26 protein-coding genes, 2 rRNA genes and 1 riboswitch are annotated in these 25,724 nt (G+C 28.3%); all 28 genes read right to left on the bottom strand.

All coding sequences use genetic code 11. The features are described from left to right. Positions 1 to 32: 32 nt before the first annotated feature. Entirely contained in the window at positions 33 to 935 is a 903-nt protein-coding gene (locus EIH23_RS15025; protein WP_279265947.1) for a TDT family transporter, read from the bottom strand. Between the two features lie 470 nt (positions 936 to 1,405). After that, positions 1,406 to 1,672: a GNAT family N-acetyltransferase gene (locus EIH23_RS17045; protein ID WP_330566312.1), complete on the bottom strand. Its 267-nt coding sequence runs from the start codon at positions 1,670 to 1,672 to the stop codon at positions 1,406 to 1,408. Between the two features lie 193 nt (positions 1,673 to 1,865). After that, positions 1,866 to 2,837 (bottom strand): porphobilinogen synthase, encoded by a 972-nt coding sequence (hemB, locus tag EIH23_RS15015; RefSeq protein ID WP_122641234.1) that lies wholly within the window; start codon positions 2,835 to 2,837, stop codon positions 1,866 to 1,868. 33 nt (positions 2,838 to 2,870) lie between these two features. Continuing rightward, positions 2,871 to 4,376, bottom strand: a complete 1,506-nt coding sequence (cobA, locus tag EIH23_RS15010; RefSeq protein ID WP_122641233.1) for a uroporphyrinogen-III C-methyltransferase — start codon at positions 4,374 to 4,376, stop codon at positions 2,871 to 2,873. Further along, positions 4,366 to 5,271 carry a hydroxymethylbilane synthase gene (gene hemC, locus EIH23_RS15005; protein ID WP_122641232.1) on the bottom strand — a complete coding sequence of 302 codons (906 nt, stop codon included), beginning with the start codon at positions 5,269 to 5,271 and terminating at the stop codon, positions 4,366 to 4,368. Before hemC ends, cobA begins: the two co-directional genes overlap by 11 nt. A gap of 27 nt (positions 5,272 to 5,298) precedes the next feature. Further along, a complete protein-coding gene (locus tag EIH23_RS15000; RefSeq protein WP_122641231.1) occupies positions 5,299 to 6,033 on the bottom strand; it encodes a cobalt-factor II C(20)-methyltransferase in 735 nt (244 codons plus the stop codon). 20 nt (positions 6,034 to 6,053) lie between these two features. Continuing rightward, entirely contained in the window at positions 6,054 to 6,854 is an 801-nt protein-coding gene (locus EIH23_RS14995; protein ID WP_122641230.1) for a sirohydrochlorin cobaltochelatase, read from the bottom strand. Positions 6,855 to 6,868: 14 nt separating this feature from the next. Beyond that, the gene (gene cobK / locus EIH23_RS14990) at positions 6,869 to 7,627 is read right to left on the bottom strand and encodes a precorrin-6A reductase (protein ID WP_122641229.1); all 759 of its coding nucleotides are present in this window, start codon (positions 7,625 to 7,627) and stop codon (positions 6,869 to 6,871) included. A gap of 12 nt (positions 7,628 to 7,639) precedes the next feature. Then, on the bottom strand, positions 7,640 to 8,365 hold the full coding sequence (gene cobJ, locus EIH23_RS14985) for a precorrin-3B C(17)-methyltransferase (RefSeq protein ID WP_122641228.1): 726 nt from the start codon (positions 8,363 to 8,365) through the stop codon (positions 7,640 to 7,642). Next, positions 8,362 to 9,507 (bottom strand): cobalt-precorrin 5A hydrolase, encoded by a 1,146-nt coding sequence (cbiG, locus tag EIH23_RS14980; RefSeq protein WP_122641227.1) that lies wholly within the window; start codon positions 9,505 to 9,507, stop codon positions 8,362 to 8,364. Before cbiG ends, cobJ begins: the two co-directional genes overlap by 4 nt. Continuing rightward, positions 9,491 to 10,246, bottom strand: coding sequence for a cobalt-precorrin-4 methyltransferase (locus EIH23_RS14975; protein WP_206425662.1), 756 nt, complete (start codon positions 10,244 to 10,246; stop codon positions 9,491 to 9,493). The genes cbiG and EIH23_RS14975 overlap by 17 nt, the downstream gene beginning before the upstream one ends. A 1-nt stretch (position 10,247) precedes the next feature. Further along, positions 10,248 to 10,808: a decarboxylating cobalt-precorrin-6B (C(15))-methyltransferase gene (locus EIH23_RS14970; protein ID WP_122641226.1), complete on the bottom strand. Its 561-nt coding sequence runs from the start codon at positions 10,806 to 10,808 to the stop codon at positions 10,248 to 10,250. Beyond that, positions 10,798 to 11,406 carry a cobalt-precorrin-7 (C(5))-methyltransferase gene (locus tag EIH23_RS14965; protein ID WP_122641225.1) on the bottom strand — a complete coding sequence of 203 codons (609 nt, stop codon included), beginning with the start codon at positions 11,404 to 11,406 and terminating at the stop codon, positions 10,798 to 10,800. Before EIH23_RS14965 ends, EIH23_RS14970 begins: the two co-directional genes overlap by 11 nt. Next, positions 11,403 to 12,551, bottom strand: coding sequence for a cobalt-precorrin-5B (C(1))-methyltransferase CbiD (gene cbiD, locus EIH23_RS14960; protein ID WP_122641224.1), 1,149 nt, complete (start codon positions 12,549 to 12,551; stop codon positions 11,403 to 11,405). The genes EIH23_RS14965 and cbiD overlap by 4 nt, the downstream gene beginning before the upstream one ends. Positions 12,552 to 12,560: 9 nt before the next feature. Further along, the gene (locus EIH23_RS14955) at positions 12,561 to 13,193 is read right to left on the bottom strand and encodes a cobalt-precorrin-8 methylmutase (RefSeq protein ID WP_122641223.1); all 633 of its coding nucleotides are present in this window, start codon (positions 13,191 to 13,193) and stop codon (positions 12,561 to 12,563) included. Beyond that, positions 13,169 to 14,068, bottom strand: coding sequence for a GHMP family kinase ATP-binding protein (locus EIH23_RS14950; RefSeq protein ID WP_122641222.1), 900 nt, complete (start codon positions 14,066 to 14,068; stop codon positions 13,169 to 13,171). Before EIH23_RS14950 ends, EIH23_RS14955 begins: the two co-directional genes overlap by 25 nt. Before the next feature lies 1 nt (position 14,069). Next, positions 14,070 to 15,140 (bottom strand): pyridoxal phosphate-dependent aminotransferase, encoded by a 1,071-nt coding sequence (locus EIH23_RS14945; RefSeq protein WP_122641221.1) that lies wholly within the window; start codon positions 15,138 to 15,140, stop codon positions 14,070 to 14,072. Between the two features lie 5 nt (positions 15,141 to 15,145). Further along, the gene (gene cbiB, locus EIH23_RS14940) at positions 15,146 to 16,096 is read right to left on the bottom strand and encodes an adenosylcobinamide-phosphate synthase CbiB (RefSeq protein ID WP_122641220.1); all 951 of its coding nucleotides are present in this window, start codon (positions 16,094 to 16,096) and stop codon (positions 15,146 to 15,148) included. A gap of 1 nt (position 16,097) precedes the next feature. After that, positions 16,098 to 17,462 carry a cobyrinate a,c-diamide synthase gene (locus EIH23_RS14935; protein WP_122641219.1) on the bottom strand — a complete coding sequence of 455 codons (1,365 nt, stop codon included), beginning with the start codon at positions 17,460 to 17,462 and terminating at the stop codon, positions 16,098 to 16,100. 28 nt (positions 17,463 to 17,490) lie between these two features. Continuing rightward, positions 17,491 to 19,008, bottom strand: coding sequence for a cobyric acid synthase (locus EIH23_RS14930; protein ID WP_122641218.1), 1,518 nt, complete (start codon positions 19,006 to 19,008; stop codon positions 17,491 to 17,493). 147 nt (positions 19,009 to 19,155) lie between these two features. After that, positions 19,156 to 19,344, bottom strand: a riboswitch (cobalamin riboswitch). A 23-nt stretch (positions 19,345 to 19,367) separates the two neighbouring features. Further along, the gene (locus EIH23_RS14925) at positions 19,368 to 19,973 is read right to left on the bottom strand and encodes a histidine phosphatase family protein (RefSeq protein WP_122641217.1); all 606 of its coding nucleotides are present in this window, start codon (positions 19,971 to 19,973) and stop codon (positions 19,368 to 19,370) included. 18 nt (positions 19,974 to 19,991) lie between these two features. Beyond that, positions 19,992 to 20,765, bottom strand: a complete 774-nt coding sequence (gene cobS, locus EIH23_RS14920) for an adenosylcobinamide-GDP ribazoletransferase (RefSeq protein ID WP_122641216.1) — start codon at positions 20,763 to 20,765, stop codon at positions 19,992 to 19,994. 2 nt (positions 20,766 to 20,767) lie between these two features. Beyond that, the gene (gene cobU / locus EIH23_RS14915; RefSeq protein WP_122641215.1) at positions 20,768 to 21,328 is read right to left on the bottom strand and encodes a bifunctional adenosylcobinamide kinase/adenosylcobinamide-phosphate guanylyltransferase; all 561 of its coding nucleotides are present in this window, start codon (positions 21,326 to 21,328) and stop codon (positions 20,768 to 20,770) included. Positions 21,329 to 21,350: 22 nt separating this feature from the next. After that, positions 21,351 to 22,418: a nicotinate-nucleotide--dimethylbenzimidazole phosphoribosyltransferase gene (cobT, locus tag EIH23_RS14910; RefSeq protein ID WP_122641214.1), complete on the bottom strand. Its 1,068-nt coding sequence runs from the start codon at positions 22,416 to 22,418 to the stop codon at positions 21,351 to 21,353. A 213-nt stretch (positions 22,419 to 22,631) separates the two neighbouring features. After that, positions 22,632 to 23,927, bottom strand: a complete 1,296-nt coding sequence (gene hemL / locus EIH23_RS14905) for a glutamate-1-semialdehyde 2,1-aminomutase (protein WP_122641213.1) — start codon at positions 23,925 to 23,927, stop codon at positions 22,632 to 22,634. Between the two features lie 18 nt (positions 23,928 to 23,945). Continuing rightward, the gene (gene hemA / locus EIH23_RS14900; protein ID WP_122641212.1) at positions 23,946 to 25,181 is read right to left on the bottom strand and encodes a glutamyl-tRNA reductase; all 1,236 of its coding nucleotides are present in this window, start codon (positions 25,179 to 25,181) and stop codon (positions 23,946 to 23,948) included. A 215-nt stretch (positions 25,182 to 25,396) separates the two neighbouring features. Further along, a 5S ribosomal RNA gene (rrf, locus tag EIH23_RS14895) occupies positions 25,397 to 25,513 on the bottom strand. Between the two features lie 84 nt (positions 25,514 to 25,597). Then, a 23S ribosomal RNA gene (locus tag EIH23_RS14890) occupies positions 25,598 to 25,724 on the bottom strand; the annotation flags it as partial.

Here is a 25,724-nt window from a genome sequence, read left to right as displayed (position 1 = left end):
ATATTTACATCTCCACTTTTTTTAAGTAATATTTAATCTTCCTTAAAATTATTTCTCAACATTGTCATAAAATTAAATATAACAAATGTAATTATTCCAGTTGTAATAAAAATTTGTATTCCTGAAATCTCTTTTATTATTACTGATAAAATTTTATATCCTTGTTTATCTAAAAAACCTGAAATTTTTACTGATGCTACTATGCCTATAGGCATTGGGAATGTTAATCCTGCAAATCCAGGAGAAAACTTATATTCAAAAAATTTAGGTAGTTTATATAAAACAAAAGCCAAGGATAGCAATACTACAATATATAATAAATATAACAATGTATTATTTGGATTTCTAATAATATTAATATAACTTACTACACATAAGCTTGATGGTGCTAATACTATAGCTTGTATATGATATGCGTCATCTTTTATTTCATATTTAAGTAGCCTATATATCATAAAAGGCATTATTATAAATAAAATCGTAATTCCATAATACACAATTATCTTGCTTATCATAGGTTCATTCATACTAATTCCAACAACTGTGGATACCATTATTCCGTTATATGTAACAAACCAGCTTGGTATAAAGGTAAGTATATTAAATTTTTTTATAACATTTCTATAAGTAAATACAATTATGTGTAGTGCATGTAGTATAATTCCAATAAACCAAATATATTTTCCCAATACTATATTAAACTCAAATATATAACTTCCTATTATCATAATTAGCATTGTTATACCTGAGTATAAACTTGCTAGTATTGTATTAGAATATTCATTACTTACAATATTAATATTTGTTGCTATTTTTAATAAGTAAAGAAACAAAACTATTATTGATACAGCTATACTTATATGTATTACCCATGAAAATCCTAATAATAAATATATATTAGACAATGTACATAATCCTACAAATGTAGGTACAATCGCTATTGGTATTTTACTTAGCCTTTTTTTAAACTCTCCATTTATGTTTTTATCTCCTCCTTAGAACTAGTTTTATGGTTTACTATATTATGAGTAATTTTAGGATTAAACATAATTTGCTATTTTAAATAAATTTATGCTATTTTAATATACCTCAGTTAATATTTAATTTGTCTCAAATATATTCTGCAAAATACAAAAAAATATAGTGTTTTTTAATTATATATAGGTGTATTGAATACACTAGACTTTATAAATTTACGTAATAAAAAATGACCTATAAATATGTCATTCAAACTTAAAACTCATATATTATAATTTTTCCATCATATATTCTTTATATCCTGAATCTTCATTTACTTCTTCTTTAATTATTTTAAAACCTCTATTAATATAAAATTCTACAGATTTTTTATTATCTTTATATACTGATAAATTTAATTTTTTATATTTATTAACTATATAATTTATTAGCTCTTACCTATACCATTGCCTTGAGCATCTATATCAACAAATAGTGATCCTATAAATGCCTTATCGATTACACTTATAAATCCCTTTATATCTCCTTGATCTTCATATACAAAAGTTTCTGATATAGGTATATATTCATTTTTTACAGTATTATAATTACCTTCCCAATATTCTTTAGATATAAAATCATGTGCTTTTATAGTGCTTTTTATCCATATATCCATTATTTTATCTATATCTTTATTTTCCATATTTCTTATCATATCAATTATCTCCTCCTAAAAACACTCTCTGTATTTAATATTATTATCTATTGTTAGTAGACACTAAGTAATCAACACATATAAATATACCATGATAATTTTATTAAAATAAAAAAGATATTAGTAATTTACTAATATCTTTTTTATTTTAATGTTGTATATTATTATTCATTAATAAAGTTTTTCCATTAACTTATCCTCTTATTAGTTTTGCTAAATCTTTAGCAAAGTAAGTAATTATTATATCAGCCCCAGCTCTCTTAATAGACATCACTGATTCATAAATAGCACCTTCTGCTAAAATACCATTCTTAACAGCAGACTTAAGCATTGCATACTCACCACTAACATTATATGCTGCAAGTGGTAAATCGAAATTATCTTTAACTCTTCTTATAACATCTAAATATGAAAGTGCCGGCTTAACCATAAGAATATCCGCACCTTCTAAAACATCTAACTCAGCTTCAATAAGTGCCTCATTAGAATTAGCTGGATCCATCTGGTAAGTCTTTCTATCACCAAAACTAGGAGCAGAATTAGCAGCTTCTCTAAATGGTCCATAGAAAGTTGATGCATACTTAACACTATATGCCATAATGCCTATATTCTCAAAACCAGCTTCATCTAGACCTTCTCTAAGTACACCAATTCTACCATCCATCATATCAGAAGGAGCAACCATATCCGCACCAGCTTTAGCGTGACTAACTGCAATCTTAGTTAAGTACTCTAGAGTAACATCATTTTTTACATATCCATTTTCATTTAAGATTCCACAATGACCATGGCTAGTGTACTCACACATACAGACATCAGTAATAACATTAATCTCACTGTCAATTTCTTTTATCTTTCTAATAGCTCTTTGAATTATTCCATTATCATTATAAGCTTCACTACCACAAGCATCTTTTTCATGATCATGAGGTATACCAAATAATATTACATGTTCAATTCCTAAGTCTTTTATTTCTTTTATCTCATCTTCTAACATATCTAAAGAAAAATGATATACATCTGGTAAAGATGAAATTTCATTTTTTATCCCTTCACCCTCTACTATAAATAAAGGATAAATTAAATCTTCTACATTTAGCTTTGTTTCTCTCACTAAATTTCTTATAGCTTTATTTGCCCTTAATCTTCTAGGTCTTCTTAACATAATATTCCCTCCAAAAGTAATTACAATTACTTATTAGATAGTAGTAATCGCTTCTACAATTTTATCTATAGTAGCTTTTTCAGCTTCTTTGTAAACATTTATATTTAATTCTTTTGCAGTCGCTGAGGTTATTGGCCCTATAGATATTACTTTAGAACTACTTATTTTATCTAAGTTATCTTTACCTATAATTTCCACAAAATTTCTTACAGTTGAAGAACTTGCAAAAGTTATATAGTCTAACTGTTCATTCTCTAGTATATCTAAAATTTCTTCTTTTTTACTAGTATCTATTACACTTTCATAAGTATGAATTTCTTTTACAGTGCAAATTTCACTTAACTTATCAATTAAATAATCTCTAGCATTTTTAGCTCTTGGAATTAATATCTTGTCTTCTTTTCTTAGCTTATTTTTTAACTCATCAAATAAAGATTCTGCTACAAATTTTTCTGGAACTATATCAGGATTTATTCCCCTAGATTTAATTTCTTTGGCTGTAGCACTTCCAATTGCACATACTTTTATATTTGCTAGTGATCTTACATCTAAACTCATTTCTTCTAATTTATCAAAGAAAATTTCTACACCATTTTTACTCGTAAGAACTAAGTATGTGTATTCTTTTATATTATTTATTTCATTTTCTAATTCAAAATTATTATCTATTTTCTTTATTTTTATAGTAGGTATTTCTATTGGATTTCCACCTAAATCCATAATTTTTTCTACTATAGAGCTACTTTGAGTTCTACTTCTAGTAACCATTATGTTCTTACCAAATAGAGGCTTTCTTTCAAAAAAGTTTAAAGTATCTCTTAGGTTTACTACACTTCCTACTGCTATTAATGTTGGTGGCTTAATATTTTCTTTTACTGCTGTTTCATAAACATCTTCTAATGTAGAAGTTATAACCCTTTGGTTATACCTAGTTGCCCAACTTATAAGCGCAACTGGAGTATCCTTGGACTTACCTTCTTTAATTAAGTTCTCACTAATTTTCTTTAAGTTAGCAACCCCCATTAAAAATACTAAAGTACCTCTAGTATTCGCTAACGCATTCCAATTTATCTCAGGATTTTCTTTATCATCTTCTCTTAGATGTCCTGTTATTACATGGAAAGAAGATGCATGATCTCTATGTGTTATAGGTATACCTGCATAACAAAGCCCACCTATAGCAGAAGTTATTCCTGGAACTACTTCAAAGTCTATTCCTTCTTCTTTTAAAAGTTGTCCTTCTTCTCCACCTCTACCAAATACATAAGGATCTCCACCTTTAAGTCTTGTAACTATTTTTCCTTCTTTAGCTTTATCACATATTACTCTATTTATATCCTCTTGAGGCAGCGTATGATTACTAGATGCTTTGCCTACGTATATAAATTCACAATTAGGCTTAGCTTCCTTTAAGTAGTTAACATTTGCTAATCTATCATAAACTATAACATCAGCTTTTTTTATACACTCTAGTCCTTTTAATGTTAATAACTTATAATCTCCTGGTCCTGCACCTACTAAGTAAACTTTACCCTTCATAGCTTTCATACTCCTTTAAAACTAATTTTGCTAGTTCAATTCCTGTTTCTCTAGGAGAATTAAAGCTGCCTTCTAATTCTTTAATTACAAGGTTATGCCCATCCTCATCTCCAAATAATCCTGTTAGCTTAATTTTTTCGCCTTCAACGATACAATAAGCTCCCATCGGAATATGACAACTTCCATTAACTCCATCTAAAAAACCTCTTTCAGCTGCTACTTGAATTTCAGTTTCTCTATCTTTTATACAATTGATTATATTTTCAATTTCTATATCATTATCTCTTATTTCAATAGCAAGAGCTCCTTGTGCTGGTGCTGGTACCATTATATCGGTTGGAATATAGTAGCTTATATGCTCACTCATACCAACTCTTAATATCCCTGCTGCTGCAAGTACTACTCCATCTAAGTTTTCATCTTCTATTTTTCTAATTCTTGTATCTATGTTCCCTCTTATTGGAACTATTTCTAAGTCCGGTCTTTTTCTTAGTAATTGATATTTTCTTCTCTTACTACCAGTACCTATTTTTGCTCCTTTTGGCAAATCATCTATTGATTTATATCCATCTTTTAATACAAGAACATCTCTAGGGTCTTCCCTTTTAGGTATACCTGCAAATTTCAAACCTGCTGGTAAGCATGAAGGCATATCCTTCATGCTATGTACAGCTATGTCGATTTCTTTATTTATTAATTGTTGTTCTATTTCTTTTACAAATAATCCTTTATCTCCTATTTTGTCTAAAGATAAATGTTGTACTAAATCACCCTTAGTTTTGATTATCTTTACTTCAAAATCTATTTCAGGATTATATTTTTTTAACTCACTTATTACCCAGTTAGTTTGTGTAAGAGCTAGTTTACTACCTCTTGTTCCAACGACTACCTTCATGACAAAATCTCCTTATGTATAATAACTTTATCCTACTTTATTTACTAGTTTATCTAGTTGTTTTTTATTATCTTTATTTACTAGTATTGTTGAGAAGTAAGATATCTTTTCCTCTAAATGAACATCTCTTAAATCAGTATACACTACTTCACCTTCTTGAGATGAGTTACTTACTAGTATAGCACTATCTATTAAGTCAAACTTTTCTAATTTAGTTATTATTTCTTTGAAATTTTTATAAACTTTCATTAATACTATACAACTATAATTTTCTAATGCGTAGTCTATTCTTTCTTCTTCCATTGTACAAGGTATTACTATTAGTGGCTCTCTATCCATAACTAATGGGAAGTTTTGATTAGAAGCTATATTTGAAAATGAAGATATTCCTGGTATAGTTTCTACATCTATTTCATCTATAAGTCTTTCCATTATATAAACATAAGTACTATATATCATTGGGTCTCCTAATGTTACAAATCCAACATTTTTGCCACCTTTAACGTCACTTACTATTTCTTCTGCTATTTTGTTCCATGCAGCTACTTTTTCACCATCATTGAAGTTCATTGGAAAATGTCTTGATTTTATTTCAAGTCCATCCGGTAAGTATTTACTTACTATTGATAAAGCTAAACTTTCTCCGCCTTTTTTAGATTCTGGTGTATATAATATATCCAAATTTTGTATTGTTTCTACCGCTTTTACTGTTACTAAAGAACTATCTCCAGGTCCTGTTCCTATTCCATAAAATTTTGACATTTTCTCTTCCTCCTAATTGTTTAGCATATATTTTCTAATTGTTCTAATTTTGCTATGCAGTCATGTGCATGACGTACAAATTTATCTTGAATTTTAGCGTTTTCTCCCAATCCTTGTAAATATACGTTTACTTCAAATCCTTCTGATTCTAAAATAGATCTCCAAGAATCATCTTCATCACCTGCCATATCATTTATAGCATGATCTCCTGCTACTAGCATTAATGGCATTAAGTTAACTGTTTTTACATCAGTTTCCTTTAATCTTTTTATAACTTGATCAATTTCTGGGTACCCTTCTACTGTTCCAACATAAGCATTTATACCATGGTCTCTTAACATATACTCTATCGCTGGATACGCAGAGTGAGATTCATGTACTGTTCCATGTCCCATAAATACTACAGCTTCATCTAATTCCATTTTTGGTATTTGAGCTTCTATAGCTTCAACTACTTCTTTATAATCTTCTATATAAGTAAGTAGTGGTCTTCCTAATATTAATTTTTTAAACTTATTCTTATACTCTTCTATTTGATCTTTCAGTTTGTTGAATTCTTCACCACATATTATATGAAGAGTTTGAACTATAACTTCTTCATATCCTTCTTCATGTAATTTATCTAAGGCTTGTATAGGATTATTTATTTCAATTCCATCTCTTCTTTTTATTTTTCTGATTATCATATTTGAAGTGTATGCTCTGTAAAAATCATAGTCATTTAGGTCTGCATTTATTTTCTTTTCGCATGCCTCTATTGTCTTTTTTCTAGTTTCTTCATAGCTTGTTCCGAAACTTACTACTAAAACTGCCTTCTTCATTATTGTTAATCTCCCTAAATCTTTATTAAATTTCTTATTTCTCTTACATCATTAATAACTTTTGGATAATCCATAGTTTCTCTTCTTATTATTACTACAGGTATACCAAGAAACTCTGCTGCATCAACTTTTTCTAAGAATCCACCAGCAACTCCACTTTCCTTAGTTATCACTAAATCTATTTTATATTGTTTATACATTTCTATATTTATAGTTTTACTAAATGGACCTTTCATAGCTATTATGTTATCTCCATTTAAACCTAAGTCTTCACAACTTTTTATTACTTCACTTGTTGGAAGTACTCGTGCAATTAGTTTTTTATTTTGTATAAGCTCTACATACTTATTTAAATTCTTACTACCGGTTCCAATAAATATGTTGTTATATTTCTTTTGATTTGCAACTTCACAAGCTTCTTCTATCGTGTTAACTATCTTTATATTCTCATAAGCCATTCCTTCTAGAAGTGATTTTCTCTCATATCTTATATACTCTATATCCACTTCTTTTGAGCATTCTATAGCATTTTTAGAAACTTCTATCGCATAAGGATGTGTTGCATCTATAATTTGATTTACATTATTATCTTTTATAAACTTAACCATATCTTCTTTAGTAAGCTTCCCTAATATAACATTTCTTGCATATCCTGTAGCTAAATCTCTTCCATATTCTGTTGTAACTGATAAAGTATATTTTAAATTGAATATTTTATTTAGTTCGCTGCATATTTCTAAGCTGTCTGATGTTCCACCTAAAACTAATATCATATACCTACCTCCTTATACAGTGTATCCTCTAGGAGTTATTATCTTATCATTGTCTATAAATGTACTCTTATTTCCTATAACAACCATAGTTGTCATATCAACTCTTTCAAAGTCCATAGTATCAAATGTACAAACAAATTTTTCTTCTTTTTCTCTTCCTACATCCTTAACTATTCCTACAGGTGTCTTACCATCTTTAAACTCACTCATTATTTCAAAAGCTTTTGCTAAATGTTCGCTTCTACCTTTACTTCTTGGATTGTATAAGCAAACAACAAAGTCAGCTTCAGCTGCAAGTTTTAACCTTTTTTCTATAACGTCCCATGGAGTTAATAAATCACTTAAACTTATATGGCAAAAATCATGCATTATAGGTGCACCAAGAATTGCAGCTGCTCCTATACTTGCAGTAACACCTGGAACTACTTTTACAGGTACTTCAGTTTCTTCTTTTGAAGTTAACTCTAATATTAACCCTGCCATACCATATATTCCGGCATCTCCACTGCTTATTACGGCTACATCCTTACCTTCTTTCGCTATTTCAACTGCCATTTTACATCTATCTATCTCTTGTCTCATTCCATTTGAAACAACTTCCTTATCTTGTATAAACTCAGTTATTAAGTTTATATATGTTTTGTATCCTACTATAACTTCTGACTTTTCTATAGCATTTATAGCTTCTAGAGTCATCATTTCTTTGCTTCCTGGTCCAATTCCTACTACATATATCATATCTTTAATCTCCCTACAGAAAATGTAATTCCTTTATATTTATTTTTTTCTATTATTATATTTCCATCACTTAAAATATAGGCTATTGGTTCTGCTACTGAGTATACTCCTACACTTTTTTTCACCCATTCTGATTTTTCAAATAAATAATCTATTTTTGATATTTCTTCTTTTGTAAATACCTTAAAAGGCACATTTAAAGCATTACTCAAATCAATAATTGCCTTTTCATCTTTTTTTACATCTATACTTCCAATCTCTTTGATTGAATTTATATCTATATTATTCTTATGTATAAAATCGTTTAGGGACTCTTGTAACAATAGACTATCTGTATCTCTTCTACATCCGATTCCAAATACTATGTCTTTAGGTATAACTTTTATTATTTTATAGTTACCCTTTAAGTGTTCCTCTATTTGTAAGTTATGTTTATTACTTATAACTACTATAGTTTTAGAGTTAATTTTACTTAATTCAATTCCATCTTGTAAATGTTCATTTATACTTTTTTTATTTGAAATTATTGTAAAACCTCTAGTATCTACACTTTCATATTCTCCATCTAAATATAATCCTACTGACTCTCCATTTACTAACATAGAATTAACTAACAGGACACTATCTCTAAAATTATCTATGTGTGCATTTAATTTTTTAGCTATTATATCTAAAGATGATTTTTTATTTGTATCAGTAGCTGTAGTTATTACTGGATTTGATTTTAAAAGTTCACTTATATAGAGTGTCATTTCATTTGCCCCACCCATATGGCCGCTTAGTAAACTAATTATATTTGTTCCTTTTTCATCTGTTACTAATATAGCAGGATCTGAAAATTTACTAGTAACTAATGGTGCTATTGTTCTAACTACAATTCCTGTTGCCATTATAAATACTATGTATTCATATTTATCAAATATATCTTCTACAAAAAACTTTAACCTTTTTCTAACAATATACATTTCTGTATCATCTTCTTTAGACTTGCTTATAACTTCTTTTATTTCTTTTGAATTATCATCTTTCTTATTATTTATGAAGTAAATATCTCCATCATTTAATAATCTTTTTATTTTACATGCTAAGCTACGTCCATTTGTTGTTATACAAAGTATTGCTATATTAGAATCTGTATTCATGTTTAAAATCCTTATCATATAACTTAGAGTTATTGTACTCTTTACCTAAGAATTCTCCTACCATTATTAAAGCTGTTTTAGTTATATTATTTTCTTTAACTTTCTCTGCTATATCTTGTAAAGTTCCTTTTACTATTTTTTCATCTGGCCAAGTAGCTTTATAAACTACAGCTATTGGAGTAGTTTCTGGATATCCTCCAGATATTAACTTTTCAACAACCTTTTCAATTTCTTGAACTGATAAGAATATAACCATTGAAGTTTGGTGTTTAGCAAAAGATTCTATTGATTCTTTTTCTGGTACTGGTGTTCTACCTTCCATTCTTGTTATTACTACACTTTGAGATATCTCTGGAACTGTATACTCTACTCCAAGTGCAGATGATGCTCCTAAGAATGAACTTACTCCTGGTGTACAATCATAATCTATATCTAATTTATTTAATTCTTCAACTTGTTCTCTTATAGAACCATATATTGAAAAATCTCCTGTTTGCAATCTTACTACAGATTTTCCTTCTTTTATTCCCTTTTCCATAACATCTGTTATTTGTTGTAAATCCATATAAGCACTATTGTGTATTTCACAACTCTCTTTACAGTACTCTAAAAGTGCCGGGTTAACTAACGAACCTGCATATATTACAACATCAGCCTCACTTAAAAGCTTGTATCCTTTTAGTGTTATTAATTCTTTATCTCCTGGTCCTGCACCTACAAAATGTACTTTATTTATCATCTTATTCTACTCCTTTTTCACAAGATATTATGTAAATTGGGTTTAGTGGTTTAAAATACTCTCCTCTACCCAGCTTCTCTAATTTAGAAACATTCAAAACTGAGACGTCTAAATTAGTAAATCCATGCTTTCTTAATAAATTTAAAGTTTGATTGAAAGTATCTACTATTATAAAATTAGCAACTAGCCTTCCGCCTTCTACCAACAGATTTTTCGACCATATTATTATTTCTTCAAGGTTATTACCAGTACCTCCTAAAAATATAGCATCTACACCATTTTTTATTTCAATAGGTGCATATCCTTTTAAAATTTCTACATTTTTTAAGTCAAACTTCTTAACATTTTGTTTTATTAAGTCTAAAGCATCGTCATTTCTTTCTATTGCTGTAACTTCTAAATTTGGATAATGGTATGCTGATTCAACGGTTATACTTCCGGTTCCAGCACCTACGTCTATAAACCTTTTAGCATTTACTAAATCTAACTTATTTATAGATATAGCTCTTACTTCTTCCTTAGTAATTGGTACTCTTCCAGTTATAAACTCACTATTTTTCATCTAATATCACCACAACATTCATGTCAAATTTTTCAATCTTTAGTATTTCTTCAGGAGATGCTACTGTAATTTTTTCATTATCGTAAGACAAGTTTTCTCCAACTACAACAATTTTCTTTAATCCTCTACTTATTATCTCTTTACTAATCTCATGAGGACCTATTTTATTATCGGTTACCATACATACTTTCTTATGATCTAAAATATAATCAAAATCAGGTACCTTTCCATGACTACTAGTAATATATAAATCATTCATATCTTCATAAATTTTAGAGAATATATATTGTAAAGAGCTAATCCCTGAAACTATATTTAAATTTTTATTATCAATATTCTTAGATAAATATCTTCCTATGCCATATATAAATGGATCTCCAGATGCTATAACAGATATTTGTTTTTCCTTATTAGTATTTATGTATTCTAAAATCTCCTTTAAGTTAGATGCCATTTCAATTTTTTTTCCTTTGAAATTTTTAATAGTTTCTAAATTCCTTTTTCCACCTATTAAAATTTCAGAATCATAAATTAATTTTTCACCTAACTTCGTTATATAATTTTCATTTCCCGGACCTAGTCCAATTATATTTATCATCTAAATACCTCCACTAAATCATCTGCTTTATCTGATTTTCCAAGTAATGTTTTATCCATAGTGAACATCATCACTTCTACATCTATATCTTCATCTAATAAATATTGATCTATCTTATATTTACATTTGTTGCTTATTAAATCATAAAAATCAGTGTAATCACTATTATTTATAATCTCTACTGCACCTTCTGCTGTAACACAACTTTCTATTTTCTTTAAAAATTCAAGTGGTGCACCCATCATAGCTAAATTAGAAATTAGTATTTCACTTCTAGCATCTGCTACTTTACTATGAGTGTTAAAAATTCCAGCAGATATTTTTATATACTTTCCGATATGTCCCGCCATAAGAATCTTCTTAAAACCAATTCTTTGAGCTTCTTTTAGCATATATCCTATAAAATTACTAGTTCTAACTACATACTTCATATCTAAATTTAATTTATCTTTTATAAATTCTTCTCCATGATTACCTGGAACTAAGATGATTTTATCTAATCCCTGTGACTTCTTCATCTCAAGCTCTATTGATAGTGACTTTTTCCAACCTTCATCACTCATTGGCTCAACTATTCCAGTCGTACCAAGAATAGAAATACCTCCTACAATTCCAAGTCTAGGATTAAAAGTCTTTTTTGCTATTTCCACGCCTTCTGGTGCTGATATTGTAATTCTTAAACTTTTATTTTTTCCAATATTATCTCTAAAATTTTCACCTATAATTTTTCTAACCTCGGTATTTATCATTCTCATAGGAACTGGATTTATAGCAGGTCTTCCTACATCTACACTAAGACCTTTTTTAGTAACAACTCCTACACCAACTCCGCCTTCAACTATTATATCTTCATCATTTACTCTATCTATAAGTGTAGCTTCAGCATATATATGCATTCTATGAGTTGCATCTATATCATCTCCTCCATCTTTTTCAATAGAGCACTTAACTTTATTTTCATAAGCTTCTATGTTATGAACAACAAGAGATAACGGTATTCCTTTTGGCGTATCTATATTTACTTTATCTATCTTTTTTTTAGTAAGCAGCATATGAGTTGCTGCTTTTGATGCGGCACTTGCACATGAACCAGTTGTATATCCTCTTCGGTATTTTTTTCCATCAATATATACATACTCTTCCATAATATTTACCTACATAGAATATAAAATAGCATTTATTATAGCAGCAGCTAAATTACTCCCACCTTTTCTTCCTTTAGAAATTATATATGGTATATCAGTTTTCTCTAGTTCATCCTTAGATTCTGCAGCTCCTACAAATCCTACTGGAACTCCTACTACTGCATCTACATCAAGATTACCTTCATTTTTCATCTCCATAACTTTATATAATGCTGTTGGAGCATTTCCAAGTACAAATAATTTTCTTCCTTCTATATTAGCAGCTACTTCTACAGCTGCCATAGAGCGTGTTATTCCTTTTTCTTTTGCTCTATTTGCTACCTCAGGATCAGCAACTAAACATTTATATTCACATCCTAAAGCATCTAATTTTCTTTTGTTTATTCCACTTAGAACCATATTAGTATCTGTAAATATAGTAGCTTTATTTTTTAACGCATCTACTATAGAATTTACAGCTTCATCAGATATTTTTAATATATCTAAATATTCAAAATCAGCTGTTGTATGTATTGAACGCTTTATGATTTTTTCCTCTATCTCATTTTTAAACTTATACCCTGGTCTAATTTCATCTATTATTCCTTGTATAATTTCAAAACTCTTACTTTCTATCATCATAGGATTTTTAACGTATTCCACTGTGTACCTCCTCTAATTCCTCCATCAATTATTTCTGATGCGTATATTTTTTTATAAAATTTATGTAATTTCTCTTTTTCTAACAATTCTATTAATCTTTTTTCATTCATATTTTTATCTAATAGTATTCCTACTACTGTACCACTATGAGCAATATTTACTCCATATGCTCCATATTGGTTAGATATTTCGATTATTTTATTTAACCCTAATTTTTGATGTATATTTTCATTAGCTAAACTACTTATGGTACATGCTTTTCCAACTAAATCCAAATCATTTTTTCTAATACCTTCTTCTAACAAATAAAAGGCTTCTTTTATTAAATCTTTATTTTTTAACTTAGTTTCCATGTAATTTGGAGTTTTTCTTATTTTTCTTGTATTTATAGCTTTATCAGGTTCAAGTATTAAAACCTTAGAGTTTTTTATATTCCCTAAATACTTTATTAACTCTCCACTTAATGGATTAAATATATTTGCTTCCTCTATAAATATAGAATCAGTTGGCTCTATTTTAGCAGCTAGCTTAGATATTTCTTCGCTAGTCATATGCTTATCTATTAATGATAATGTTGCTTTTATAGTTGCTCCTATATCAGCAGTAGAGCTTGCCATACCTTTACCTGTAGGTATTTCGCTATTTATATTTAAAGAAATCTTTTTACTTTCTCTAATTGGTAAATTAAAATGTTTAAAAACTAATTCAATTGCTTTTCTTGATTTTTGGGGTCCTATAATTATATCTTCTATTTTCTCTTCTATAATTACTGTTGAGTATAAATCTATTGCATATGAGCATAAATACTCTTCTTCATTCATAAAACCTTGAACAAACTCACCACAAGATGCTGGACATATTCCATAAGACTTCATTTTAATCTCCTAAAAATTTATTTAATTCTTTTATTAGAATTTCATTTTCTCTTCGAGATTTAATTGCAACTCTTATATAACTATTATCTAGCCCTATAAAATTAGATGCATCTCTTATAAGTATATTACTATCTAAAAACAACTTTTCTTTTATATCACTAGCAGTAAATTTATTTAATTTTATTAATATAAAATTTGTATCTGTATCATAAACCTCTATTAGTTTATTTTTTCTTAAACTTTCAAGCATAAAGGTTCTTTCTTTTATATAAAATTCTTTACTTTCTTCTATATAATCTTTATCTTTAAATATGTAATTTGATAAGTTATCTGCAAAAGAATTTATTGTCCAAGGCTCTTTATATGTATATATTTTATTTATTATTTCTTTATTGCTTGTAACTCCATACCCCAGTCTTAATCCAGGCATTCCAAAGAATTTAGTAACAGCCTTTAAAATAAATAAATTTTCATTTTTATCCACATATTTTATTAAAGAATAATCTTCTTCTTTTTCTACAAACTCCATAAATGTTTCATCTACTATTAGTAATTTATTATTTTTTACTATTAATTCTAATAGTTTTTCTAAATTCTTAACTTTTCCATTTGGGTTATTAGGGTTACATACAAATAAGCTATCAAATTTATCTATATTAGATTTAACTTCATCTAAGCTTATTTCGAAATTGTTACTTTTATCCAAGTTTAAATGCAATATTTCTAAACCATTTAGCTCTGCACTTCTTTTATATTCAGAGAAGGTTGGATTAAATATAGCTAATCTTTTATTTATACTTTTCATCATTAAATATATAATTTCTGTTGCACCATTACCAGGTATTATAAAATCAGGATTTATTCCTATATACTCTGATATGTTATTTCTTAAAGATGTATAATTTATATCTGGATAACTAGTACACTCTTTAAGTCCTTCTAATATATACGTTTCTAAATTAGATATTAATTTAGGATTTATGTTTGAACTAAAATCTAATATATTCTTAGGACTTTTATTATATTTTTTAGCCATAAGATTGATATTAGCCCCATGTCCTAGATCTTTCATCTACATCACCCCACACATAATACATATACTAATGTAAACACTATCATTGAAGTTATCGATGTAGCATACATTATTTTATTTGTTTTTACTATATCTTCAATTTCTATTTCTCTATCCTTATCTCCAATAGTTGGCTTATATACTTCTTGACCAAAGTATATATTAGTTCCTCCCAATTGAATACCTAATGCTCCTGCTACTGCACCTTCTGAGTATGCACAGTTGGGACTTTTATGATTTTTTCTATCTCTAATTGCAATCTTTGCACATGATTTAAAGTTATATCCTAATAATAAGCTTCCTATAGACATTAATAATACTGAAATTCTAGCTGGTATATAGTTTGCTATATCATCTATTCTTGCTGATGCAAATCCTAAATGAAGGTATTTTTCATTTTTATATCCAACTGTAGAATCTAATGTGTTAATTGCTTTATATGCCATAGCTAAAGGTGCTCCACCTATAAATGCATAAAACATAGGTGCAATTATTCCATCTACCGTATTTTCAGCAACGGTTTCTACTGTAGCTCTTATTATTTCTCCTTCACCTAGATGTTCTGTATCTCTTCCAACTATATAAGAAAGTTGAATTCTAGATTTTTCTATATCTCCAGTTTTAAGTACTTTATATATTTTTACTGCTTCATCTTTTAAACATTTAGTTGCTAGAGTTGTATAAATGATTAAAGAATTTACAAATAAATATATATAAATATTGAAGCTACTTATCTTAATTATTAAATACGTAATTATATAGACAGGTATTACAGTAAAAAACCATAATACAAATCCTCCTATTTTTATATCTCTATCAGTTTTTGCTATTTTTCTAATTCTTTTTTCTATAAATTTTATAAGATTTCCTATGTACCTTACTGGATGTGGAAAAGAATAAGGATCTCCTACTATTAAATCTATTATATAACCAATATAAATTGATAATATATTCATATTACTTACTTCCTCTATTTAAAAAGTTTTCTATACATTCTAAGTTATTATAAAAATGTGTATGTAAATATGTGGCTAGAGTGTTGTTTTTACTATATCCACCTTCCCACTCATCAATAATTTTTCCAGCTCTTTCTTTTCTCATTATATAAGCACAAGGTTCATTACTTTCAAATATAGAATGATGAAACTCATGCCCCTTTATAATTTGATTTTTTTTAGCTAATATAGTATCTTCTTTTGCTTCACCAAAACAATATCCAAATCTTTTTAATGATGATGTCATTTTACTTGTTCCCTTAAATATTCCTACCATATTATATTTCTTATTCTCATTATCTAGCATATTTTCACCTAAATACATAAGTCCTCCACATTCTGCATATATAGGAATATTTCTTTCATGTGCTTTCTTTATTGAGTTCCTCATATATTCATTTTTATCTAATTCTTCACAGAAGATTTCTGGAAATCCTCCACCTATATATATATAATCAGCTTCTGGAACTTCTTTATCTTTTATAGGGCTAAAGAATTTTATTTTTAATCCTAATTTATCTAATAACTCTATATTTTCTCTATAGTAAAAATTAAAAGCTTTATCATAAGCAATTGCTATTGATTTATCTTTTACCTTATTATTTTCTATAAATTCATCTAAAGTAAATTCACTTTCTACATTCTCTGTTTCAGATATTTCAATTATTCGATCTATATCTATATACTTTTCTATTTCATCAGCTAAATTATTAAATTTAACTTTTAATGAATCTATTTCTACACTTGGTACAAGACCTAAGTGTCTTGATTCTAGAGAAAATTCTTTATTTGGAGGAAAATATCCTAATACCTCTACTTTTGCATAAGTTTCTATTGACTCTTTAAGTATTTCATAGTGACTTTTCGATTTAACATTATTTACTATAACTCCACCTATTTTTATATTTTCATCTAGCATTTTATATCCAAGTACCATAGCTGCTGCAGATGCTGCCATTGCTTTCGCATTTATTACTAATATAACTGGTGCTTTTAATAACTTTGATGCATATGAACTTGTACAACTATCTAAGTTTATTCCTAGCCCATCATATAGTCCCATAACACCTTCTATTACACTTATATCTGCATCTTTTGAAGCTTCATTTAATATGTATTTCAATTTTTCATCATCTAACATATATGAATCTAAGTTTCTTGAATTTCTTCCTGTTATAAATGTGTGATATGATGGATCTATATAATCGGGACCTACCTTGTATGGTTGTACTTTCATATTCCTTTTTGTAAGTGCTTGCATTATTCCTAGAGAAATTGTTGTTTTTCCAACTCCACTGTTAGTACCTGCAATTAATATTTTTTTCATATATTTCACCTGACCATTATTATATTTTCTAGTCTTTCATTATTTCATAAATCTTTTCTATATCTAAATGTTCTCTTAAAAAATCAGCTAATTTATCATATTCTTTTTCCTTAAATTCTTTATATGAACTTACCTTACTATCTAACTTATCTAAATTTTTCATATCTCTTATATTATTTAGTAAAGTTCTAGTAAATTCTATCTCATCAAATATTCCATGAATATATGTTCCAAATACATTTCCTTCTTCATTAACACTTCCTTCAGTGTAACTTACATCTTCACTTAATTTTTTAGTTATAGTATTCAAATTGCTTGTACTACTTCCTCTATTAGTAACTCCCATGTGTATTTCATAACCAGTTATCTTTTTATTTCCTAGATTTCTTAGATATCCATTTTTATTCTCGCATATAGATGCCTCTACTTGTGTTGTTGTTTTTTGAATCTCAAATATAGTTTCTGTGTCTAAAAGCCCAATTCCATCATATTCTTCTATTTCACCTTCTACATGGTACGGATCTTTTAGTTTCTTACCTAGCATTTGATATCCACCACAAATACCAATAATTAATTTACCTTTTTTATGTAGAGATTTTATTTGTTCTTCTAATCCATTATCTCTAATGAATTTTAGATCATCTATTGTACTTTTACTTCCAGGTATAATTACTATATCTGGATTTCCTAAAGATTCTCCATAATCTACATATCTTACACTTACATCCTCTTGAGTTTCAAATATATGGAAGTCTGTGAAATTTGACATATGAGGAGTCCTTATTATCTCTATATTAATATCTCTTGTACCAACTGATTTCTTAAACCTAGTTGTTACACTATCTTCATCTTCAATTTTTATATCATTATAAGGAAGTACACCTAATACAGGAACTTTTATAATGTCTTCTAACATTTTTATACCATCTTCTAAAAGTTCTTTTCTTCCTCTAAATTTATTTATAATTACACCTTTTACTCTTTTTCTTTCTTCTTCATCTAACAAAAGCATTGTGCCTGCAAGTGATGCAAATACTCCACCTCTATCTATATCTCCAACTATTATCACAGGAGTATTAGCAATCTTAGCCATGCCCATATTAGATATATCTCTTGACTTTAAGTTTATTTCGGCACAACTTCCTGCTCCTTCCATAACTGTAATATCATATTTATTATTTAATTCCTCAAAAGTATCTTTTAGCACATCCATAAGCTGTAATTTATAATCGTGATATTCAATTGAAGACATATTTCCAACTACTTTACCTCTGACTATGACTTGACTTTTATGATTTCCTGAAGGTTTTAACAAAATTGGATTCATATCTGCTATTGGTTCAATTCCACAGGCTTCTGCTTGTGAAACTTGTGCTCTTCCCATTTCAAGACCTTCTTTAGTTATAAAAGAATTTAAGGCCATGTTTTGAGATTTAAATGGAACTACACTATATCCATCTTGTTTAAATACTCTACATAATCCTGTTACGATAGTACTTTTGCCAACATTAGAGGCTGTACCTTGCAGCATTATTTTTTTGCCCATTATTTCACTTCCTTTTTCTTATAATTTAAAATAGGGCTATTAGAAATCTTATATTTTACAGAAAATTAAAAAAAGTCCGAACTTTCCAGTTTTCGGACTTTTTTTATTTCATAATATATCAAATAAAAGCTTCACCCCGAAGACTCTATTGTAAAATTATCTTAGGCAGGTCTCCTGGCTTAACTTCATCCTACTCCTATAACCTTCCCATCAAATTTGACAGTGGCTTATTATAATAGTTTCGTCGGTTTCACAGTAGCGGGGGCTGCAAAGGCTTTTACCTTTTTCCCTTTTAATCTCTTCTAGATGATAAGAACCTAAGTAATCTCATATTCGATTTTAATAACTTATTAATCTATTTATCTTAAGAAACTAGTATTATTCATACTATTTATTACAGTAAATCCATTGTCAACTTCTAAAATAGTAACTGAAGCATTATCTATCCTAAAGTTCCAATGGTACTTATAAGAATTTGATATTAGGTAAGTAATTATATTTCTAATACTTCCTCCATGAGAACATATTAAAATCGTCTTACCTTCATTGTCATTTAATATACTTTTAATTTCTTTTACTACTCTTTCATAAGAATCTATCAAACTTTCTCCATTTGGATATTTATATTCATATCCATAATCTATCATTTTTTGAAATTCATCTGGATAATTAGATTTTATTTTGCTAAAACTCATTCCTTCAAAATCTCCAAAGCTGATTTCTTTTAATCTTTCTTTTTCTATTATCTCTAAATTTCTATTTTTTGCTATTTGTTCTACAGTATGTTTTGTTCTTGAAGACGTTGTTGTATATATTTTATCTATATTCTCATCTTTTAGATAATTAATGAGTCTTTTAATTTGAGCTTTTCCTTCTTCACTTAATTCACTATCTATATGTCCAGATAATTTACTATCCTTGTTATCTTCAGTAATGGCATGTCTTACTAATATTAATTTTATCATAAATTCTCCTCTATATAGCTAAACTACAAAATTTAAAGTCATATATATATATATTAAATATGTTAGCTCTGATAGTTCTATACTACATCCTAATATATCTCCAGTTACTCCATCTATTTTCTTATAAACATGTTTTTTAAATAGTATATTAAATATAAAAACTACTGGTACTGAAATTAATATACTTAAAAATAATATATTATTTGATGAGAATATTAATTTTGATATTAACCCTAATATAGCTATTGAGTATAATGTAGCTGTTAAAAACATTTTTGTTGAGCATTTTCCAATGAATAAGTTTCCTAATCCATTTTTTCTAGGAGTTACGGTTTTATATGTTAAGATTAGTACACCAAGCCTACCAAGCACAGGCATAAATATTATAAGCCATAATAATCCTTCATTTATAATACTATATATAAATCCTATTTTAAATAATAAAACAAACATTACTGATAAAAGTGAATTTGTTCCAAGCCTTGAATCTTTCATTATTTCTAGCATTTTCTCTTTATCTCTATAACTATATAGTGCATCAAATGTATCACCTAATCCATCTATATGTAATCCACCAGTAAGCATCACTGCACTTAATGTAATTATTAAAGAGCTTACAAATGGATCAAATAATATAAGAGACAATTTTCCTACTAAAAATTCTAATATTCCAAGCACTAATCCTACTAATGGAAAATAGTATAAAGATTTGTGAAACTCTTCATCAAATCCAACATTTATATTTATGGGAATTCTGGTCATAAATTGTAATATTAAAATAAATCTTTTCATAACTATCCTTTTATCTTCATAGGTATACCACTAACTACAAAATGAACTTCATCACTTTTTTTAGCTATAAGTTGATTTACCCTTCCTACAATATCAGAATATACTCTAGTAAGTTTATTTCCAGGAACAATTCCCATTCCTATTTCATTTGTAACCATTACAAAATATAAATCCGTTTTTTCTACTTCTTCAAGTAATTTTTCAACTTGTGATTTTATATATAATTCTAAAGCATTTATCTCATAAGTATCTGCACTATCTACATCAATATCAGAGTCAAACATTAAATTGTTAACTAACAATGTTATGCAATCCAATATTACTGTTTCATGCTCTTTAGATATATCTTTGATTATTGAGTGTATATCTTTAAATTTCTCATAAGTTTTCCATTCTGAAGGTCTACTATTTTGATGCTTTTTTACTCTATCTTTCATCTCATTATCAAATGGTATTGATGTTGCTATATATGCTGTTTTATTATTTCTATCTTTACATAGTGATTCTGCAAAATTACTTTTACCTGATCTTGCACCACCAGTAACTAAAATAATTTTACTCATATTAACTCTCCTTAAATTTGTATTATCTACCTAACATATCAATTTCATCATATGTAACCATATTCTTATATGTAAATGTACATGCTTCTATTATATTAAATGCTAAAGCTGCTCCACTACCTTCTCCTAATCTCATATCCATATTTAATACTGGACTTAACTTTATTATAGATAAAGCTTTTTGGGTTCCTGGTTCTGCAGATAAGTGTGATCCTATCATATAATCTCTAGTTATTGGATTAATAGTATATGCAAGTAACGCTGCAGCATATGATATAAATCCATCTATAACAACTGGAGTTTTATTTGCACTACATCCCAATATTACACCAGCCATAGCTCCTATTTCAAACCCACCAACTTTTTCTAATATATCTATGCCATCTTTAGGATTTGGATTATTTAGAGCTATTGCTTTTCTAATTACATCCGCTTTATGCTTTAATCTTTCTCTTTTAAGTCCTGCACCTATTCCTGTTATCTCTTCAGGATCACAATCTCCAATAACAGATATTATCGCTGTACTTGGAGTCGTGTTACATATACCCATTTCTCCAATGCCTATAACATTATATCCTTTTTCTATACTTTTTTCAGCCATTTCTATACCTATTTCTAAACATCGTATTGCTTCTTGTCTAGACATAGCTGGTCCTTTTGCCATATTTGATGTGCATTTTCTAATTTTATAATCCAACACACCTTCCATTTTTTCGTCAGTATTTATACCTACATCTACAGCAACTACATCTGCTCCAACAAATTTAGCTATTGTGCCTACACCACATGTTCCATTTGCAAAGTTAGGAAATTGAAGTTTAGTTATTTCTTGAGGATCTGGTGCTACACCTTCTTCATATACTCCATGGTCTGAACCAAAAGCGATTACAACCTTTTTATCTGTATCATAAAATTTACTTCTATATATACCTGCAAGTTGTTCACATATATCTTCCATTTTTCCTAAACTGCCTTGCGGTTTTGCTTGTCTATCTAGCCTATATCTTGCAGCTTTAATTGCATCTTTATCTAGTGGTCTTATACTTTTTAATACTCTTTCTAAAGTTGATGTACTTTCTAATACACTCATCTTATTGTTCACTCCCTTATATACTATTTTTACAAAATTTAACCTAGCCAAAAGGCTAGGTTTTCAACAATTTCATTTTGCCTAGTCTGATTTAAACATAAGATGATATAAATTTATAAAATACTTAACTTTTGTAAATATTCTACACTACAACCTAATATCCTCTTATATTATATTAAAACTGGCTAAAAGTCTTTTTATTTTGTATTTTTCTTATAAGTTATGAGATACTTTTAAAGCTTCATAATTTGCAGATATAGTTCTTTCTATATCTTCATCTGTATGAGCATTTGATAAAAACATAGCTTCATATTGGCTAGGTCCAGTAAGTATTCCTCTATCTAGCATTTCTTTGAAGTATAAATTAAACTTATCTATATCGCATTTTTTTGCATCATCAAAACTTTCTACAGGTCCTTTAGTAAAGAATAGACATAATAAAGATCCAGCTCTATTCACTGTATAATCTAATCCTAATTTTTCTAGGTTAGATTTTATTCCTTCTTCTAATCTTTTAGCTTTTCTTTCTAGTTCAGTATAAATTTGAGGATTGTCTCTTAATATCTCTAAATTCTTTTTACCCATGTACATTGCTAATGGATTACCAGATAGTGTTCCTGCTTGGTAAACAGGACCTACTGGAGAAACTACATCCATTATTTGTTTTTTACCACCATAAGCGCCAACTGGAAGTCCTGCTCCTATAATTTTACCAAAGCATACCATATCTGGATTTACCCCAAAGTAAGCTGGTGAACTATTATAATTTATTCTAAATCCAGTTATAACTTCATCAAAGATTAAAACTGTACCATATTCTGTACATAATTCTCTAAGAAGCTCTATAAACTCTTGTTTTCCTTTAACTAATCCCATATTTCCTGAAATTGTTTCTACTATTACAGCAGCAATTTCACTTCCTTGTTCTTTAAATACTCTTCTTAAATCATCTAAATCATTATATTTAGCCACTAAAGTATGTTTTACTACATCATCAGGTACTCCTGGACTTGTTGGAACTCCATATGTTAAAGTTCCTGAACCAGATTGAACTAATAATGCATCTGAGTGTCCATGATAACATCCTTCAAATTTTAATATTTTATTTCTTCCAGTATACCCTCTGGCCACTCTTAATGCACTCATTGTTGCTTCTGTTCCTGAGTTAACCATACGTACTTGATCTATTACAGGATATGCATCAACTATTATTTTTGCCATATCAACTTCTATCTTTGTTGGCACTCCAAAACTAGTTCCTCTTTTTATAATATCTTCGATACCTTCAGTTAACTCTTTTGGAGAATGTCCTAACATAAGTGGCCCCCATGAGCAAATATAATCAAGATATTCATTTCCATCTGCATCATATACTTTGCTACCATGAGCATGATCTACAAATATAGGAGTTAGTCCTACTGATTTAAAGGCTCTAACTGGACTATTAACTCCTCCAGGTATGTACTTTACTGCTTCTTCATATATTTTAACTGATTCTTCATACTTCATTTACATATCCTCCTGCGATTAAATTTCAAATAATTCCTCAATTAATTTTATATATTCTTCTCTTTTTCCCTTATCTTTTACCTGTTTTAAATTCAATATAGGCTCTCTAACAAGTCTTTTTAATGCTGATGACATCATCTTATCTATAAGCTTTTTATCCTTTGAATTAAGTTCAACTTTTCTAAATATATAATCTAATGTATCATCTTTTATTTCAGAACACTTCTCATTTAAAGATTTGATTGTAGGATCTATATCTACTGCGTCAACCCACTCTACAAATTCATTAACTTTACTATTTATAATATCTCGCCCTATTATTGCTAACTCATTTCTCTTATTATCATTTTTATCATGTATTTTTTTTAAGTCATCTATATCATAAACTTCAATATTATTAAACTCATTTATTTTTGGATCTATATCTCTAGGAAGAGCTATATCCATCATATATATATTATGATCTAATTTTGGCATACTACTTGCTTTTAATACTGTATGAGGTGAAGCAGTTGCACTTACAACTATATCAACATTTTTAAGCACTTCATGTCTACTTTCATAATCTATAAGAGTTACATTTCTAAAATCATCAGATATATTATCACATTTACCATGGCTTCTATTAGCTAAATATATAGTGCCCACATTTTCTTCCCTTAAGTGAGTCATTGTAAGTTTACTCATCTTACCATATCCAACTACTAATGCATTTTTATTTTCCAAGCTACCTAATTTTTCTTTTAATAGTTTAATACCTATATAACTTATTGATAGTGGTTGTTCTGATATTTTAGTTGTGCTCTTAATCTCTTTAGATGTTGTTACAGCTTCTCTAAATAACTTATTAAAAACTTTTTTACTAGATCCTAGTTTCATAGAAAATTCATGTGCATCTTTAACCTGACCTAGAATTTGATCTTCACCTAAAACTATAGAATCTAGCCCTGCTGTAACCTCAAATATATGATTAACTGCACTTATGCCCGATTTTGAAAATAAATATTTTTTTATACTTTTTTCATTAAAATATTCTTCATAAAAATCTTTTACTACACTAATTTTCTCATCTATATTGTTTGCTCTAATATATATTTCACTTCTGTTACACGTTGATAATATCACAATTTCGCTAATATCTTTATCCAATAAGGAGTTTATAGCTTCTATTTTTCGAGTATCTGTAAATGATACCTTCTCTCTAACACTTATTGGAGCTAAATTATGGTTTACCCCTATAACTCCTATATCCATAGCCAACCTCCGTTAAAATTTCGTAATTTCTATTCCCCCATTAATAGTATACATCATGTTAAGTTTATTTGTAAATTTTAACATAACTATCCCATTACTTAATTTATTTGCTTTCCATAGCACATAATTATTTTGTTCTACAAAAACTAAAAATAGTTTACCTACATGATAATAAAATTCATATAAGTAAACTAAGTTATAAAATAAAAAAGATTACGTGGCTACGTCTTACTCTCCCGGGAGGTTGCCCTCCGAGTACCATCAGCGCTAAAGAGCTTAACTTCTGTGTTCGGAATGGGAACAGGTGTATCCTCTTTGCTATAATAACCACATAATCTTTCGATTAACTTATATTAAGTTTTAGAGTTAATACTCTAAAAACTGCATATCATTTATTGATTTATCATTTAAATTTATTGGTCAAGTCCTCGACCTATTAGTATCGATAAGCTAAATACATTACTGCACTTACACCTTCGACCTATCAACCAGGTAGTCTTCCTGGGGTCTTACCCTTACGGTGGGAAATCTTATCTTGAAGTC

Source organism: Romboutsia sp. Marseille-P6047, assembly GCF_900604535.1.
Taxonomy (GTDB): domain Bacteria; phylum Bacillota; class Clostridia; order Peptostreptococcales; family Peptostreptococcaceae; genus Romboutsia_E.
The sequence above is the reverse complement of the archived record's forward strand: the minus strand, read 5'-3'. Positions and strand labels throughout refer to the sequence as shown.

Bases quoted from the DNA above. Each gene is read 5' to 3' on its own strand.
- EIH23_RS17045 (WP_330566312.1), bottom strand. From the start codon at position 1,672: ATGATAAGAAATATGGAAAATAAAGATATAGATAAAATAATGGATATA.
- hemB (WP_122641234.1), bottom strand. From the start codon at position 2,837: ATGTTAAGAAGACCTAGAAGATTAAGGGCAAATAAAGCTATAAGAAAT.
- cobA (WP_122641233.1), bottom strand. From the start codon at position 4,376: ATGAAGGGTAAAGTTTACTTAGTAGGTGCAGGACCAGGAGATTATAAG.
- hemC (WP_122641232.1), bottom strand. From the start codon at position 5,271: ATGAAGGTAGTCGTTGGAACAAGAGGTAGTAAACTAGCTCTTACACAA.
- EIH23_RS15000 (WP_122641231.1), bottom strand. From the start codon at position 6,033: ATGTCAAAATTTTATGGAATAGGAACAGGACCTGGAGATAGTTCTTTA.
- EIH23_RS14995 (WP_122641230.1), bottom strand. From the start codon at position 6,854: ATGAAGAAGGCAGTTTTAGTAGTAAGTTTCGGAACAAGCTATGAAGAA.
- cobK (WP_122641229.1), bottom strand. From the start codon at position 7,627: ATGATATTAGTTTTAGGTGGAACATCAGACAGCTTAGAAATATGCAGC.
- cobJ (WP_122641228.1), bottom strand. From the start codon at position 8,365: ATGATATATGTAGTAGGAATTGGACCAGGAAGCAAAGAAATGATGACT.
- cbiG (WP_122641227.1), bottom strand. From the start codon at position 9,507: ATGAATACAGATTCTAATATAGCAATACTTTGTATAACAACAAATGGA.
- EIH23_RS14975 (WP_206425662.1), bottom strand. From the start codon at position 10,246: ATGATAAATAAAGTACATTTTGTAGGTGCAGGACCAGGAGATAAAGAA.
- EIH23_RS14970 (WP_122641226.1), bottom strand. From the start codon at position 10,808: ATGAAAAATAGTGAGTTTATAACTGGAAGAGTACCAATTACTAAGGAA.
- EIH23_RS14965 (WP_122641225.1), bottom strand. From the start codon at position 11,406: ATGATAAATATAATTGGACTAGGTCCGGGAAATGAAAATTATATAACG.
- cbiD (WP_122641224.1), bottom strand. From the start codon at position 12,551: ATGGAAGAGTATGTATATATTGATGGAAAAAAATACCGAAGAGGATAT.
- EIH23_RS14950 (WP_122641222.1), bottom strand. From the start codon at position 14,068: ATGAAGTCTTATGGAATATGTCCAGCATCTTGTGGTGAGTTTGTTCAA.
- EIH23_RS14945 (WP_122641221.1), bottom strand. From the start codon at position 15,140: ATGAAAGATCTAGGACATGGGGCTAATATCAATCTTATGGCTAAAAAA.
- cbiB (WP_122641220.1), bottom strand. From the start codon at position 16,096: ATGAATATATTATCAATTTATATTGGTTATATAATAGATTTAATAGTA.
- EIH23_RS14935 (WP_122641219.1), bottom strand. From the start codon at position 17,462: ATGAAAAAAATATTAATTGCAGGTACTAACAGTGGAGTTGGAAAAACA.
- EIH23_RS14930 (WP_122641218.1), bottom strand. From the start codon at position 19,008: ATGGGCAAAAAAATAATGCTGCAAGGTACAGCCTCTAATGTTGGCAAA.
- EIH23_RS14925 (WP_122641217.1), bottom strand. From the start codon at position 19,973: ATGATAAAATTAATATTAGTAAGACATGCCATTACTGAAGATAACAAG.
- cobS (WP_122641216.1), bottom strand. From the start codon at position 20,765: ATGAAAAGATTTATTTTAATATTACAATTTATGACCAGAATTCCCATA.
- cobU (WP_122641215.1), bottom strand. From the start codon at position 21,328: ATGAGTAAAATTATTTTAGTTACTGGTGGTGCAAGATCAGGTAAAAGT.
- cobT (WP_122641214.1), bottom strand. From the start codon at position 22,418: ATGAGTGTATTAGAAAGTACATCAACTTTAGAAAGAGTATTAAAAAGT.
- hemL (WP_122641213.1), bottom strand. From the start codon at position 23,927: ATGAAGTATGAAGAATCAGTTAAAATATATGAAGAAGCAGTAAAGTAC.
- hemA (WP_122641212.1), bottom strand. From the start codon at position 25,181: ATGGATATAGGAGTTATAGGGGTAAACCATAATTTAGCTCCAATAAGT.